The following is a 13277-nucleotide window of genomic DNA, read 5'->3' as shown; positions in this document are numbered from 1 at the left end:
TTACATGTTTACCATTGCCAATTATTTCCGCAAATAAACATCTAAAGAGATTAAAAGTCTTGATTGCTTATATTGATTTGACCATTCCGCCATCTACTAAAAATGCACTGCCTGTCATATATGTGTTGGCATCTGATAGTAGAAATGCCGCGACATTTGCAAATTCTTCCGGTGTACCGTACCGTTTCAACGGTATGGCTGACTTAGCTTGAGCCTCGATTTCTTCAATCTCTAATCCTTGTTTGGCAGCATTTATATGATCAAGGTGCTTTACCCTGTCTGTTGCAATCCGACCAGGTGCTATCGTATTAATCAGTACATTATAAGGAGCTAGTTCTGAGGCAAGCGTTTTGGAAAGTCCAATAATCCCCGTTCTAAAGGTATTCGAGAGTATTAAGCCGGGAATTGGCTCCTTAATAGAAGAAGAGGCAATGTTTACGATTTTCCCGCCCCGCTGTTTTAAATAAGGGAGTGCTTCCCTTATCAGACGTATATAGGATAATAGATTTAATTCAAACGAAGCCTGCCATTCTTCGTCAGACAATTCCTCAAACGAGCCTGCCGGAGGACCTCCTGCATTATTGACTAGCATATCAATTCGCCCGAAAGTTTCCTTAGTAAACGTAATGAGCTGCTTTATATCATCACTCTTTTTTATATCGGTCTTCTGATAAATAGCCTGGCCATTTCCTATACCATTAAGAATTTCTGCTTTCTGCTTCAATTTACTTTCATCACGCCCGGAAATAACGACATTGGCGCCTTCCCTGATTAATCTTTCCGCAATCGCAAACCCTAGTCCTTGGCTCGAGGCTGCAACAATGGCAGCTTTTCCCTTTAAATTCAAGTCCATCAATTTTTCCTCCTCCTTTTTTCATAAATTTATTATACATCAAATGGATGATTACTCAGAAAATAAAGAGCGGGACATTGTGTCCCGCTCTTTATTTTCTGTTAAAAAGTATGGGCGAAATCTTTTGCCCGTGCAATGGCATTTGCCTTGATTTCCTCGGCCTTATCAGGAACAGCATTATGTCCTTCAATAAACAATCCCTCAAGCGTTGGAATACCAAAGAAACTCATCATAATGCTTATATAACGATGTCCCATTTCCAGATCCGCTGCAGGGCCTTCTGAATAAAAACCGCCTCTCGCCTGAATATGCAACGCTTTCTTGCCTGTTAGTAGGCCGATAGGCCCCTCTTGCGTATATTTAAACGTTTTACCGGCAACGGCAACAGAATCTAGATATGCCTTCATAATAGGCGGAAAAGAAAAATTCCATAATGGTGTAACAAAAACATACTTATCAGCTGCGACAAACTGGTCACTTAGTTCATTTAGCCTGCCGACTTTTGCCTTTTCTTCAGCTGAAAGCTCATCAAATGACTGCCCTGAACGGAGCTTTCCCCAACCGCTAAACACATCGGCATCGATATAGGGGATATTCTCCTTATATAGATCAAGGTGGATGATCTCATCGTTAGGATTTACTTGTTTGTACGTCTCAATAAATGACTTCCCCACTGCCATACTATACGATTGGGTCTCATCGTGAGGGTGTGCTGTAATGTACAATACCTGCGCCACTTGTAAAACCCCTTTCATCATTAATGTTTATTCTTCATTCTAGTTTGAAACGAATGTTGGGATATTAACCGAGAAAAATTCTTTAATTCAAAAATAAATTTTTTATGAATGAGGAGGCGGATTTTGAAAAAATAATTTTTTACTATTATTCAAAATATTCATGTTGCAAATAGGACTAATAGTGTATAATCATAGGCAGAAAGACCTTTCAAAAAATTACTTTTTCACAATAAAAGAGGAAAAAGTAAGGGATTAAGATAAGTAATTTGTCTCGAATTTGAACAAGATAAACGTACATGGAGGTGAATTTAGCATGGAACAAAAGCCTTTCCATTATGATGGAAGTTTGCAGCCTAGCCCTACAGAAATTACTCATGCTGTAAATGAGCCTTTCTTAATGACAGATGAAATGCGCAAAAATATTGGTAAAAACCCTTATTCGCTTGATGCAGAGGAATAGGTCGAAATACGGATTGGGATGGATTTGTCAAACGGCAAATCCTTTTTTAATGAATAAAAAAAGAATGGCTTATTTTGAACGTTCAACCACGTCAACATCAGACAAGTAAAAATAGTCTCTAAAAATAATAGTAAAAAAGGTATAATCTCCATAATGATGAGAATTATACCTTTTTAAATTTGCACTGGTAGAAAAAACTCTGTTGATTGGAGCGGAAGGCGGCGAAAACTCCTGAGGTAGTACGAAACAGGGAATACCCCTGCAGCGCTTCAGCCAAGAAGGCTCAACCGCAACGCCCTAAAGTCCGCAAAACGCTCCTGGAGTGTAAATCAACTGCCCATAAAACTAGCAAAAAAAAAAGACTGTCGCCCAACCGATTTTTCGGATTGATCGACAGTCTGAGACTGGCTTAACTAGCCAGTCTTTTTGTTTATCTAACCTATTTAACAGCAGCATTGACAGCAGCAATGACTTGGTCGGTAGTTTGCATATTGATAACTTCTTGCGCAAGTTTTTCCATATCTGATTTCTTCAAATTCTTAATTAGTGAACGAGCCTTTAATATGGAAGTCGCACTCATTGAAAATTCATCCAGTCCTAGACCTAATAGTAACGGAATAGCTGTTTCATCTCCAGCCATTTCGCCACACATGCCAGCCCATTTACCTTCGGCATGAGCTGCATCAATCACCATTTTTACCAACCGTAAAATAGATGGGCTATATGGTTGATATAGATAAGAAACACGCTGGTTCATACGGTCTGCAGCCATTGTATATTGAATCAAGTCGTTTGTTCCAATACTAAAGAAATCAACTTCTTTAGCAAATTGGTCTGCAAGCACAGCTGTAGAGGGGATTTCTACCATAATTCCCAATTCGATGTGATCAGAAACTGTTTGTCCTTCGGCTACCAACTTTTGTTTTTCTTCTTCCAAAATAGCCTTGGCATCACGAAACTCTCCTAATGTGGCAATCATCGGGAACATGATTTTCAAATTTCCATAGTTGCTTGCTCTAAGAAGGGCACGAAGTTGAGTACGGAATATGTCTTGTTCTTCCAAACATAAGCGAATCGCGCGGAATCCTAGGAATGGATTCATCTCTTTAGGAAGGTTTAAATATGGCAGTTCTTTATCCCCGCCAATATCCAATGTCCGGACAACCACAGGCTTGCCAGCCATTCCTTCCAACACAGCCTTATAAGCCTCAAACTGCTCTTCTTCTGACGGCATCTGGTCTCTTCCCATGTAAAGGAACTCAGTACGATATAATCCGACACCTTCTCCGCCATTTTCAATAACACCTTTTAAATCCTTAGGAGTACCAATATTGGCTACTAGCTCAACATGGTGACCATCCGCAGAAACTGAAGGTTCATTGATCAGTTTCGCCCATTCCGCTTTTTGCTTTTCAAATTGTTCATGAACATTCCGGTATTCTGCCACTAATTCTGGAGTTGGGTTAATATGTACTTCCCCTTTTAGCCCGTCAACAATGACTAAATCTCCATTATTAATTTCCTCTGTTGCACTTTTTGTTCCAACAACTGCCGGTATTTCCAAAGAACGGGCCATAATGGCAGAATGTGAAGTGCGACCGCCAATATTGGTCGTAAACCCTTTTACAAATTGACGGTTTAATTGAGCCGTATCTGATGGGGTTAAGTCCTCAGAAACAATAATGACCTCTTCCGCAATCATGCTTGGGTTTGGTAATTGCACGCCTAACAAATGGGCCAATACTCGTTTGGTTACATCGCGGATATCTGCCGCACGTTCCTTCATGTACTCATTATCCATTTGTTCAAACATCATGACGAACATATCTGCCGTTTCCTTAAGGGCGGATTCCGCGTTTACCTTTTCTGCTTGAATTTTATCTTCAATGGGTGAATTTAATTCTGGGTCGCTTAAAACAAGCAAATGAGCTTCAAAAATTGCTGCCTTGTCAGGACCAAGGTCTACCTTTGCCCGATCACGAATCACTTCTAGTTCTGACTTTGCCTTTGCAATGGCATTGCGAAACCGTTCCACTTCAGCAGAAGGATTCTCGATCGTTGTTTTATCAAAAGAAAGATCTGGTTCTACTAGTCGGTACGCTTTAGCAATAGCAATACCATTTGATGCGGCAATCCCGTTTAAAAATGCCATTATTCAGCCAAACCTTCCTTTTTAAGAAGTTCTTCTAAGCTATTCAATGCATCATCAGCGTCGCTGCCTTCAGCAATGATTTTAATATCTGCTCCTTTACCGATTCCCAATGACATTACACCCATAATTGATTTTAAATTAACTGTCTTCCCTTTATACTCTAATGAAACTTCTGAATTATATCTGCTTGCTGTTTGTACTAATAATGTAGCCGGTCTTGCGTGAATTCCGGTGTCAGCAATTACTTGAAATGTTTTTTCTGCCATCTTCAATCAATCTCCTTTAAAATAAAATCAGCAAAAAGGGAATTACCTTTTTCTATTTTGGCTTTGTTCAGCCATTTCATACAAGTGATAGAATAGCATTTTTCGATGCATCTCGACAACTAGAAAGACTCAAATTTTGTGAAATATTGAACGAAAAATTAATTCTTTTTGTATTATGCATGATTTTAGCAATAAATACCCTAACTACATCGATTATTCAAAATCATTACACTATTTGCTAAGATTTTTACTGCGTTCTTTTAATCGATGCTTCAAATTAAACATTTCCCGTCTCACGATGCTTTGATCCTCCATTGAGGCATTTTCCTCGCCATAACGGACCTTTTCATAAATCTCCTTTGTTTTTTCTGAATCAGTGACACCTACCCTCTCCCACCATTCCCCTAACGTTTCATTAGGCAAACGCCCTAAATGGAGCTTTGCAGTAAATCTTTCTAATTCGAAGATTTCTCTTCGTATATGATCTGCAGGCGGTTTCCGATTCTTCCTCTTTTGGGTTGGCTTGGTATCGATATTAATTCCTTGCATAATCTCCAAGGAGGACAATGAATGATCAGATATACTGGATTTTCTAAATTTTCTTTTTATCACAAAGTACACAATAACAGCGATAATTAGCGTTAAGAAAATAATTATTATTTCTTCTGGAATAGAAAAGGAGTGGCGTGTATATTCCCCCGCTCCGCCTGAAAATTTTGCAGGCTTCGGTTTAAATTCATAGTCATCCTGTTTAGACAAGCTTAATATAAAATGAAACAGGTTATAAGCCGGAACAACGAGACTAGAAAAGAGCCACGCCATTGACTGCAGGGTTCCAAAAAAGCCGATTTGAATTACTTTATAAAGGAAGGTAACCACGAATCCTACTCCTGTAATGAGCAATAGGAGTTTGCCAAAGTAAAGAACAAATTTTACTTTGTCATTAGTAATGGTAATCCACCTATTAAAAAAGCTGCCAATCAGGTTAAAAATCAGTTGGAATATAAGAAAATAGATTAGAGCACTTTGGTAGGGATAATCCCCCATAGCTGCATAAATAGCTGTCACCATGCCAATTAAAAAAGCTAACAATAGCTGCAATACTTGGTTAGACTGTAGCATCTCTTCAAAGAAGGAAACTCCCCGCCAATAAATAAATATTCCTAAAAGAACAAGGATAAACAGCGGTACCCCACCGGCCCTCCCAACAATTAGGGTTAGGGGAACAATCAGGAAAAAATAACCATATTTTGCTTTCGTTTGAACTTTTTCAAGGAAGATGTTAAAAACAATAAAGCTGCAAAAACATAAAAATAGCAAAAGGTAAATCGGAGGTAACTCTTTTTTATAGATATAAAATAAAAATAAGAACAAGATGACAGTGAATAATTCAAGACTAAACTGATAGGTTCGGAGTGCAAGCTGTTTGATCATTGGGCCCTCCTTTTTCCATCACCGTTCATTAATGCCGTTAGCATCCCTTGCTCGTTATCTACTGTTAACTCTAGCAGTTGGACTCCTTTTTGGGATTCAATTAGCAGCCGTTGATTTGCCTCGTTTGTAAGGATACCAGCGTGTATTAATACAGGCTGACACGCCAAATGGCGCTGCAAATAAGAGAGCATGACCTGATATGGAATACTTGTACTATAAATACTTATTGATGCCAGAGTCTCCAGAACTCTTTGCAAATGCTCTTTTCCTTCTCCTTTCGGCAAATAAATAAACGGGATCTTCCCTGCAGTCCGTACGTTTATGCATAACGAATAAGGAATGCAGCTTTTAAATGCGAAGTATGCAAATTGAGTAATACTGCTTAAGTATCCTTCAAGCTGTCCCGTGATTGAGTGCCCATTCGAAATATTGAGGGAGATTGTTACCCCTTTTTCAGTGACTTTTTCAAATATTTTGGTTTGAAGAACTTGCCTTTTAGCCGTGGCCTTCCAGTGAATTTGATTGAAGCTGTCCGAAGGGATATAGTTTCTTGTTCCAATTTGACCATTTCGCTGTTCATAAATAGAATAGGAAACCGGGCTGTCTCCGGGTGTGATTGACAATTGCTCCTTTAACCCTTTAACAGGAATTGGTTTCGGATAAACAACCGCCTGCTGCTTGATAAATTCTGCAAATTCTAATCGAGTTTCACCAAAGCCAAATAAACTTGGTATATGTACTTCAAGTTTATGAATTTTTGCTATTCCTCTTAACTCAGCGGAAATAGGAATGTAAATTTCCTTAGTCTGATGGGTAAATAATGTAAAAGGAACACTAACTTCATGTATTGACAGGCTTGAACTTGTATAACTTCCTTTAGGAGCAACGAAGTGGTCAAATGTGATTCTTAATTCACCACTTAAGATAGGAACACCTACGTTTTGAAATTTTAACATCCATTTTCCTTTTTCGTTAATAAACAGCCGGCTTTTATCATTTATATTTTCGAAGTAAAACTGATCCCCTGCCTTTTTAAGATAAACACGGTTCACTATGACTGCCGAAAGAAAGAAGACAGCGATAAACAGTACAAGTTTGGATTGCATGTATAGGCTAATTAGAATCAGGAGGATCGCCAACCCGATGATACCGGAAATTTTCCCCTCCTCCATTACGTATTTGTTCCATTTCATCCATTTGCACCTGCTTCCACTGGAACGTCTATCAAATCAACAATTTCAGCAATCACTTCCTCTGGTGTTTTGGTTAACGAACCTTCAATGGATAGGTGGATCCGATGGCCTAATACAAAAGGGGCGACAAATTTCACATCATCGGGAATGACAAAGCTGCGGCCACTTAAAAATGCCTTTCCCTGTGAAGCCCTCATAAGCGCTAAAGTTCCTCTTGGACTGATGCCCAATTCGATATCATGGTGATTGCGCGTTTCTCTAACAATAGATAGTAAAAAGGCTTCAATGTCTTCTGAAATCTGGGTATCGAAAACAGCAGTTTTTAGTTGTTCGAAATCCTCCGTACTAAATACCTGCGTCACTTCTTTGTCGTAACTTCGTTTTCCGCGCTGAATTTGCAACATTTTCCTTTCATCCTCATAAGAAGGGTAGTCCACTTTTAACTTCATAAAAAATCGGTCCATTTGGGCTGCTGGCAGCGGGAATGTTCCCTGTTGTGATTCTACTGGATTCTGTGTGGCAATAACCATAAACGGCATCTGCAATGGGAGCGTAATACCATCGATTGTTACTTGCCTCTCTTCCATAACCTCTAATAAACTTGACTGTGTTCTAGGGGTGGCCCGATTAATCTCATCTGCTAGAACAATATTCGCCAAAATTGGACCAGGACGTAATTCAAATTCTTGTATTTTTGGATTAAAAAACTGAATTCCCGTGATATCGCTAGGCAATACATCTGGAGTGAATTGAATCCTGGAGAATTTGCCGCCAATTGCGGTCGCAAAGCTTTTGGCAAGCATGGTTTTTCCTGTGCCCGGTACACTCTCAAGTAATATATGCCCATTAAATAATAGGGAAATGGCCATTAATTCTACCTCAGCATCCTTTCCAATAATCACCTTTCCAATTTCCTGCTTTAGTCGGTTTATTTTTTCACTTAACTGCATTCCTTCATCTCCTATTGTGATGTGAACCGCACTCTTCATTTTACCAAAATTTGAGAATATTCCCATACCTTTTGTTATAAAAAAACAGGACCTTTAATCTATGGTCCTGAGCTAACTCCTTGGTTCTTTTAGATACTGATAGAGAACATCCCCATTCCTTTGGGCGATCCCGCGAAAATGTTTAAAATCCTCGCGTTTGACAAGGACCTTACGAAAATCCATAAAATCTTCATTTTTCACAAAATACTCGGACAGGTCCCCCTCCATTAGCTGGTTCAGTATGTCATTCACTTGTTCTTCATTCACCTTAACTGCCTCCTTTCCAACGTTATTTTAACTTAATTGCGCATTGATAAGCCACTATAATTACGCAAAAAATGATAAGGCTTTCTTATGTATCATAAAATAATTGTAGGAATTAACGAAATTGTAAAAATAATCCCTTTACGAATGAATTAAAATGGTGCAAACTGTTATGTAAATAGTTAATAGTTTGATAAAGGAGAGAGGCAATTTGAAAAGAGCAGAAGTAGGGAATATCATAGAATTCCGTGACGGCCTTCAAGGTATAGTAGAAAAGGTGAATGAGAACTCGGTGATTGTTGACTTAACATATATGGATAATTATCGTGATTTAGAACTAGATCAGCGGACAGTTGTAAATCATAAAAATTATAAGGTTATTAAAGAAAGCGCTTTACACGGATAAACTAATCATGTTAGGCATTACTGGCTGACCCTTTTTAGAGGGTCAGCCTATTGTTTTTTATACTACTTTTCTTGGTCTGTATCTTTTGACAGTTGTTTAAAAGATTGTACTTTTCCGTGAGGTTGCTGGTCCTGTTTTCTTATTGCCCACTCTCTTTCTTCTTGACGTTTCGATTTACTCAATGGGTCCACTCCTTCCCTATAATTTTTTTATAATCCCCGTTACGATTTAAGTATTTGGTTAAAATGGTGAATGAATTCATTTTCTTTTTAAGTATAATTTGTTAAAATGAATTTTATTGATTTTTAAAAGGAGCTGAAAGCATGAAAAAACTGTTCCTTGACTTTCGTCTTATTGTCGGTTTTCTACTTGCTCATGTACTTATTTACTTTTCCTTTCATGATAAGTCGATATTTTGGTATATCTTTTCAGGATCTATCCTGATTTTAATTGCCTACGCCATGTATCAAGGAGAGGTCGATGACCAACTATCCTTTTTTCGGTATTTCCTATATGGGCTTGTTTCGGGGATACTATTGTATTTTATTTTTTGGTTAGGTATAAAAGTTATGCATATAATGGACATACCAATTGCGAAAGAAATTAGGCGGCTTTATAAATGGTATGCCCCATCCATTTTCTGGGAATATCTTGCCCTCATATTAGTGGCTGCCCCAGGGGAAGAACTATTTTGGCGAGGATTTATCCAAAAAAAAATAATGAGTTATACTAAACCTGTCTGGGGAATTATAATAGGTTCTGTCCTATATACTTCCGTCCATGTCTACTCAGGTTCTTTATTACTCATGCTTGCTGCCCTTCTGTCAGGGTTAGCATGGGGATTTTTATATTATTGGAAAAAAAGTATGCCTTTGGTAATTGTCTCCCATATCATTTTTGACATCATGATTTTTATCCTTTTACCTTTAAAATAGATGCAGCTCCTAAAACGGCAGCTGCTTTTTATTTGATTTGTCTGATGGCGGAAACGGCTTCATCCAGAGCAAAACAAAAAAAGTCATACATATGTATCCAAATAAAGGATAAAGATACGACAATAGGGTACCGTAATTGACCAGACTAATGAGGTAAGAAACCGTGAAAATAGCTGTCACTGAAATCATCGCAGGAACCTTTTGGTACTGCTGCAATTGTCTGTCAAGCCCAAAAACGTTCCCTATTACAGATGTAAATATCTCTCCATAGATAATTAACACAAAAATACTATACAAATACGGGGCATGGGTTTTCATAATAATGGCCATCGGAATTTGATATAATTCCAAGTTGGGCAGCATAATCAGTGTAAAATGGCTTCCAATTAATATAACTGTTAGTGCCAGTCCCCCCAAAATCCCTCCCCATTTGATTGTCCAGTCATCCTTTACTTCAGTGGCTATTGGCACTAGAACAGCCTGTGCCAGCCCGAGGTTTAAGGCTGCATAAGAAAACGGGGATATTACCGTTTTCCAACCGTCCTCCGCATGTGGAATATATAATAATTGCGGCATGAAATTCGGCATTTTAAGTGATAAGACCATTAAAAATAAACTAAATCCAATCATTAATGGCACCACAAACGTATTGACAGCAAATAACCCCTTTGAACCTACCAACATGACAATATAAGAAAGTATGATTGTTAGAAAAACCCCGATATTTTTGGACAGACCTAGTTGTTCTTCAAAAACCGCTCCTGCTCCTGACAGCATTACCGCACTTACCCCAAGGAGCATAAAAAGCATAAACAAATTGATGACAGTACCTGCCCATTTACCAAATAAATAGGTATTAAACTCCTGATAGGATTTTGCGCCAATATGTGCAGCTGTCCGCATTAGTTTCGAGCCAAGCATAATAAAAAGATATCCGCTCATTAATATACTTATGAAGCCAAAGAAACCAAACCGGGAAAAGAACTCAACAATTTCCCTTCCGGTAGCAAATCCCGCTCCAACAACCGTTCCGACATAAACTGCCGCAATTTGAAAGGCCTGGTTCCAGTTCTTTCTCACACCATCTCCCCCTTATCATCAATATATGAATAAAGGGACAAACAATGACGAGCTTTTACCTCAATTGGAAACAAATTCTTTAGGCAAATCTCTTGAAAGTCAAAAAAGGTCAGAGTATACTGTAGACATAAGGTCAAAGATAGTCAAAGTCAAATTAGTAAAAGCAATAATAACATGGAGGTATGATTATGCTTTGTCAACGATGCCATCAAAATCAAGCAAATGTGCAATTAAAAATGAATGTTAACGGACACCAAAAAGAGATCATCCTTTGCCATGATTGCTATGCGAAGGAAAAACAAGCATTAGGCTCCGGATTTGGGATGAACTTTAATCCTTTCACCGGTTCCCCTTTTGAGGATTTATTCCAAAACGCAGCTAAGGGGGCCGACCATGGCATGACAGGACAGTTGCAGTCACAAGCAGGGTCACAGTCTTCCCATGGAGGATTTATTAATCAATTTGGCCGAAACCTGACACAAATGGCGCAGGCAGGCTTAATTGACCCTGTGATCGGCCGTGATAAAGAGATCAAGCAAGTCATTGAAATTTTAAATAGAAGGAATAAAAATAATCCTGTGTTAATCGGTGAACCAGGTGTTGGTAAAACGGCGATTGCCGAAGGCTTGGCCTTAAAAATAGCTGAAGGCGATGTACCGGCAAAACTCCAAAATAAGCAAATCTATTTATTGGATGTTGCTTCTCTTGTTGCCAATACGGGTATACGCGGTCAATTCGAAGAAAGAATGAAGCAGTTAATCACCGAATTACAAGAGCGGAAAAACATTATCCTGTTTATCGATGAAATTCATTTACTTGTTGGTGCTGGGTCCGCCGAAGGCTCAATGGATGCAGGCAATATATTAAAACCAGCTCTTGCCCGAGGTGAATTGCATGTAGTGGGCGCCACCACGTTAAAAGAGTATCGCCAAATTGAAAAAGATGCTGCCCTTGAACGACGCTTCCAGCCGGTTCATATCCAAGAGCCTAGCGAAGATGCAGCTGTTGAAATATTAAAAGGACTGCAGAGTAAGTATGAAGATTTCCATGAAGTGACTTTTTCAGATGAAGCCATCAAGGCTTGCGTCCAATTATCACAACGATATATCCAAGACCGCTTCTTGCCGGATAAAGCGATTGATTTAATGGATGAAGCCGGTTCTAAATTAAACCTAACATCTGATTACAAGAGCAAGGAACATATTGAGACACGCCTAAAAGAAATCGCTTCGGAAAAAGAGGATGCGCTGAAACAAGAGTATTATGAACAAGCCGCAAAACTACGGGATGAAGAAGCAAAACTGGAGAAAGCCTTAAATGATGACTTCAGTTCCGAACGACCTGTTGTCACAGTTTCCCTTATCCAAGAGATTGTGGAACAAAAAACAGGCATACCAGTTGGAAAATTACAGCACGATGAACAGGTCAAAATGAAAGAACTTGAAGAATCTTTAAATAAAATGGTAATTGGCCAGGAAAAAGCGGTCCATAAAGTGTCGAAAGCCATCCGTCGCAGCCGTGCCGGTTTAAAATCCAAAAACCGCCCAATTGGTTCCTTCCTGTTTGTCGGGCCAACAGGTGTTGGTAAAACGGAATTAACCAAAACATTAGCTGAAGAATTATTTGGCACTAAAGACTCGATGATTCGCCTCGACATGAGCGAATACATGGAAAAACACAGTGTTTCAAAATTAATTGGTTCACCTCCAGGTTATGTTGGCCATGAAGAAGCAGGCCAGCTTACCGAAAAAGTGCGCCGAAACCCATACAGCATTATTCTGTTGGACGAGATTGAAAAAGCGCATCCTGATGTGCAGCATATGTTTCTGCAAATTCTTGAAGACGGCCGGCTTACGGACAGCCAAGGAAGAGTGGTAAGCTTTAAAGATACTGTCATCATCATGACAAGTAATGCTGGTACAGGGTATAAGCCCATCCATGTAGGCTTTGGAGCCAGCGATGCAATAGAGGAGGCAAATATTCTCGATTCACTCGGCAGCTTCTTTAAGCCAGAATTCTTAAACCGTTTCGACAGCATTATTGAATTCAATTCACTTGATAAAGAGCATATTTTATCAATCGTTGATTTAATGGTAAATGAGCTTCAAGAAACTTTAATAGAACAAAATATTGAGCTATCGATTACTGGCGATGTCAAGGAAAAATTGGCAGAGCTTGGTTACCACCCTGCCTTTGGTGCACGCCCATTAAGACGTGTCATCCAAGAACAGTTGGAGGATAAAATAGCTGACTATATCCTTGATCAGCCAGAAGTGAACAAACTAACAGCCATTTTAGAAAACGGCGAGTTAAAAGTGACTGCAGATTCCATAGAAGTTCAATAAAAAAAGCGAAGCCTGGCTTCGCTCAGGCTGTCGAAAAACCCTTCGGCAGCCTCTTATTACATCTAATTACTTTAACAGTTCACCGCGTTAATATGATATAATATCATTAACAATAGATTATTAATGAGGTGAATGGCATTGTTTAAACCTAAAGAGTCCGCCC

Annotated in this window: 14 protein-coding genes; 4 read left to right on the top strand and 10 right to left on the bottom strand. The window is 39.0% G+C overall.

Going from position 1 to position 13277, the window contains the following annotated elements; translation table 11 throughout:
- Positions 1 to 67 precede the first annotated feature (67 nt).
- Together BN2425_RS05265 and BN2425_RS05260 are read right to left on the bottom strand one after the other, a co-directional pair.
- Positions 68 to 853, bottom strand: a complete 786-nt coding sequence (locus BN2425_RS05265; RefSeq protein ID WP_042455958.1) for an SDR family oxidoreductase — start codon at positions 851 to 853, stop codon at positions 68 to 70.
- A gap of 101 nt (positions 854 to 954) precedes the next feature.
- Positions 955 to 1590: an FMN-dependent NADH-azoreductase gene (locus BN2425_RS05260; RefSeq protein ID WP_042455955.1), complete on the bottom strand. Its 636-nt coding sequence runs from the start codon at positions 1588 to 1590 to the stop codon at positions 955 to 957.
- A 313-nt stretch (positions 1591 to 1903) separates the two neighbouring features.
- Here BN2425_RS05260 and BN2425_RS22705 point away from each other — a divergent pair, with 313 nt between their 5' ends.
- Positions 1904 to 2050 carry a hypothetical protein gene (locus BN2425_RS22705; RefSeq protein ID WP_195891902.1) on the top strand — a complete coding sequence of 49 codons (147 nt, stop codon included), beginning with the start codon at positions 1904 to 1906 and terminating at the stop codon, positions 2048 to 2050.
- A 439-nt stretch (positions 2051 to 2489) separates the two neighbouring features.
- Here the strand turns inward: BN2425_RS22705 and ptsP are convergent, their stop codons facing one another.
- The 6 genes from ptsP to BN2425_RS05230 all read right to left on the bottom strand — a co-directional run bounded on the left by ptsP (position 2490) and on the right by BN2425_RS05230 (position 8351).
- Positions 2490 to 4202: a phosphoenolpyruvate--protein phosphotransferase gene (gene ptsP / locus BN2425_RS05255; RefSeq protein ID WP_042455952.1), complete on the bottom strand. Its 1713-nt coding sequence runs from the start codon at positions 4200 to 4202 to the stop codon at positions 2490 to 2492.
- Entirely contained in the window at positions 4202 to 4468 is a 267-nt protein-coding gene (locus BN2425_RS05250) for a phosphocarrier protein HPr (RefSeq protein ID WP_042455949.1), read from the bottom strand. The genes ptsP and BN2425_RS05250 overlap by 1 nt, the downstream gene beginning before the upstream one ends.
- A gap of 231 nt (positions 4469 to 4699) precedes the next feature.
- On the bottom strand, positions 4700 to 5902 hold the full coding sequence (locus tag BN2425_RS05245; protein WP_042455947.1) for a hypothetical protein: 1203 nt from the start codon (positions 5900 to 5902) through the stop codon (positions 4700 to 4702).
- Positions 5899 to 7095, bottom strand: a complete 1197-nt coding sequence (locus tag BN2425_RS05240) for a DUF58 domain-containing protein (protein ID WP_042455944.1) — start codon at positions 7093 to 7095, stop codon at positions 5899 to 5901. Before BN2425_RS05240 ends, BN2425_RS05245 begins: the two co-directional genes overlap by 4 nt.
- Positions 7092 to 8045, bottom strand: coding sequence for an AAA family ATPase (locus BN2425_RS05235; RefSeq protein ID WP_042455941.1), 954 nt, complete (start codon positions 8043 to 8045; stop codon positions 7092 to 7094). The genes BN2425_RS05240 and BN2425_RS05235 overlap by 4 nt, the downstream gene beginning before the upstream one ends.
- A gap of 111 nt (positions 8046 to 8156) precedes the next feature.
- Entirely contained in the window at positions 8157 to 8351 is a 195-nt protein-coding gene (locus tag BN2425_RS05230) for a hypothetical protein (RefSeq protein ID WP_042455938.1), read from the bottom strand.
- Positions 8352 to 8559: 208 nt separating this feature from the next.
- Here BN2425_RS05230 and BN2425_RS05225 point away from each other — a divergent pair, with 208 nt between their 5' ends.
- Positions 8560 to 8754, top strand: coding sequence for a YkvS family protein (locus BN2425_RS05225; RefSeq protein ID WP_042455935.1), 195 nt, complete (start codon positions 8560 to 8562; stop codon positions 8752 to 8754).
- A 62-nt stretch (positions 8755 to 8816) separates the two neighbouring features.
- On the opposite strand, the gene BN2425_RS22950 is transcribed toward BN2425_RS05225, so the two are convergent.
- Positions 8817 to 8936, bottom strand: coding sequence for a DUF6254 family protein (locus BN2425_RS22950; protein ID WP_235714572.1), 120 nt, complete (start codon positions 8934 to 8936; stop codon positions 8817 to 8819).
- A gap of 141 nt (positions 8937 to 9077) precedes the next feature.
- Here BN2425_RS22950 and BN2425_RS05220 point away from each other — a divergent pair, with 141 nt between their 5' ends.
- Positions 9078 to 9689 (top strand): CPBP family intramembrane glutamic endopeptidase, encoded by a 612-nt coding sequence (locus BN2425_RS05220; RefSeq protein ID WP_042455932.1) that lies wholly within the window; start codon positions 9078 to 9080, stop codon positions 9687 to 9689.
- 9 nt (positions 9690 to 9698) lie between these two features.
- On the opposite strand, the gene BN2425_RS05215 is transcribed toward BN2425_RS05220, so the two are convergent.
- Positions 9699 to 10769: a YkvI family membrane protein gene (locus BN2425_RS05215; protein ID WP_042455929.1), complete on the bottom strand. Its 1071-nt coding sequence runs from the start codon at positions 10767 to 10769 to the stop codon at positions 9699 to 9701.
- Positions 10770 to 10957: 188 nt separating this feature from the next.
- Here BN2425_RS05215 and BN2425_RS05210 point away from each other — a divergent pair, with 188 nt between their 5' ends.
- Positions 10958 to 13114, top strand: coding sequence for an ATP-dependent Clp protease ATP-binding subunit (locus BN2425_RS05210; protein ID WP_042455927.1), 2157 nt, complete (start codon positions 10958 to 10960; stop codon positions 13112 to 13114).
- The last annotated feature ends 163 nt before the right edge of the window (positions 13115 to 13277 follow it).

This window comes from Neobacillus dielmonensis, assembly GCF_000612665.1.
Lineage (GTDB): Bacteria > Bacillota > Bacilli > Bacillales > Cytobacillaceae > Neobacillus > Neobacillus dielmonensis.
This window is presented reverse-complemented; position numbering and strand designations above follow the sequence as displayed.

Excerpts from the sequence above, each read along its gene's own strand:
- BN2425_RS05240 (WP_042455944.1), bottom strand. The coding sequence starts at position 7,095 with ATGAAATGGAACAAATACGTAATGGAGGAGGGGAAAATTTCCGGTATC.
- BN2425_RS05265 (WP_042455958.1), bottom strand. The coding sequence starts at position 853 with ATGGACTTGAATTTAAAGGGAAAAGCTGCCATTGTTGCAGCCTCGAGC.
- BN2425_RS05250 (WP_042455949.1), bottom strand. The coding sequence starts at position 4,468 with ATGGCAGAAAAAACATTTCAAGTAATTGCTGACACCGGAATTCACGCA.
- ptsP (WP_042455952.1), bottom strand. The coding sequence starts at position 4,202 with ATGGCATTTTTAAACGGGATTGCCGCATCAAATGGTATTGCTATTGCT.
- BN2425_RS05235 (WP_042455941.1), bottom strand. The coding sequence starts at position 8,045 with ATGCAGTTAAGTGAAAAAATAAACCGACTAAAGCAGGAAATTGGAAAG.
- BN2425_RS05220 (WP_042455932.1), top strand. The coding sequence starts at position 9,078 with ATGAAAAAACTGTTCCTTGACTTTCGTCTTATTGTCGGTTTTCTACTT.
- BN2425_RS05210 (WP_042455927.1), top strand. The coding sequence starts at position 10,958 with ATGCTTTGTCAACGATGCCATCAAAATCAAGCAAATGTGCAATTAAAA.
- BN2425_RS22705 (WP_195891902.1), top strand. The coding sequence starts at position 1,904 with ATGGAACAAAAGCCTTTCCATTATGATGGAAGTTTGCAGCCTAGCCCT.
- BN2425_RS05245 (WP_042455947.1), bottom strand. The coding sequence starts at position 5,902 with ATGATCAAACAGCTTGCACTCCGAACCTATCAGTTTAGTCTTGAATTA.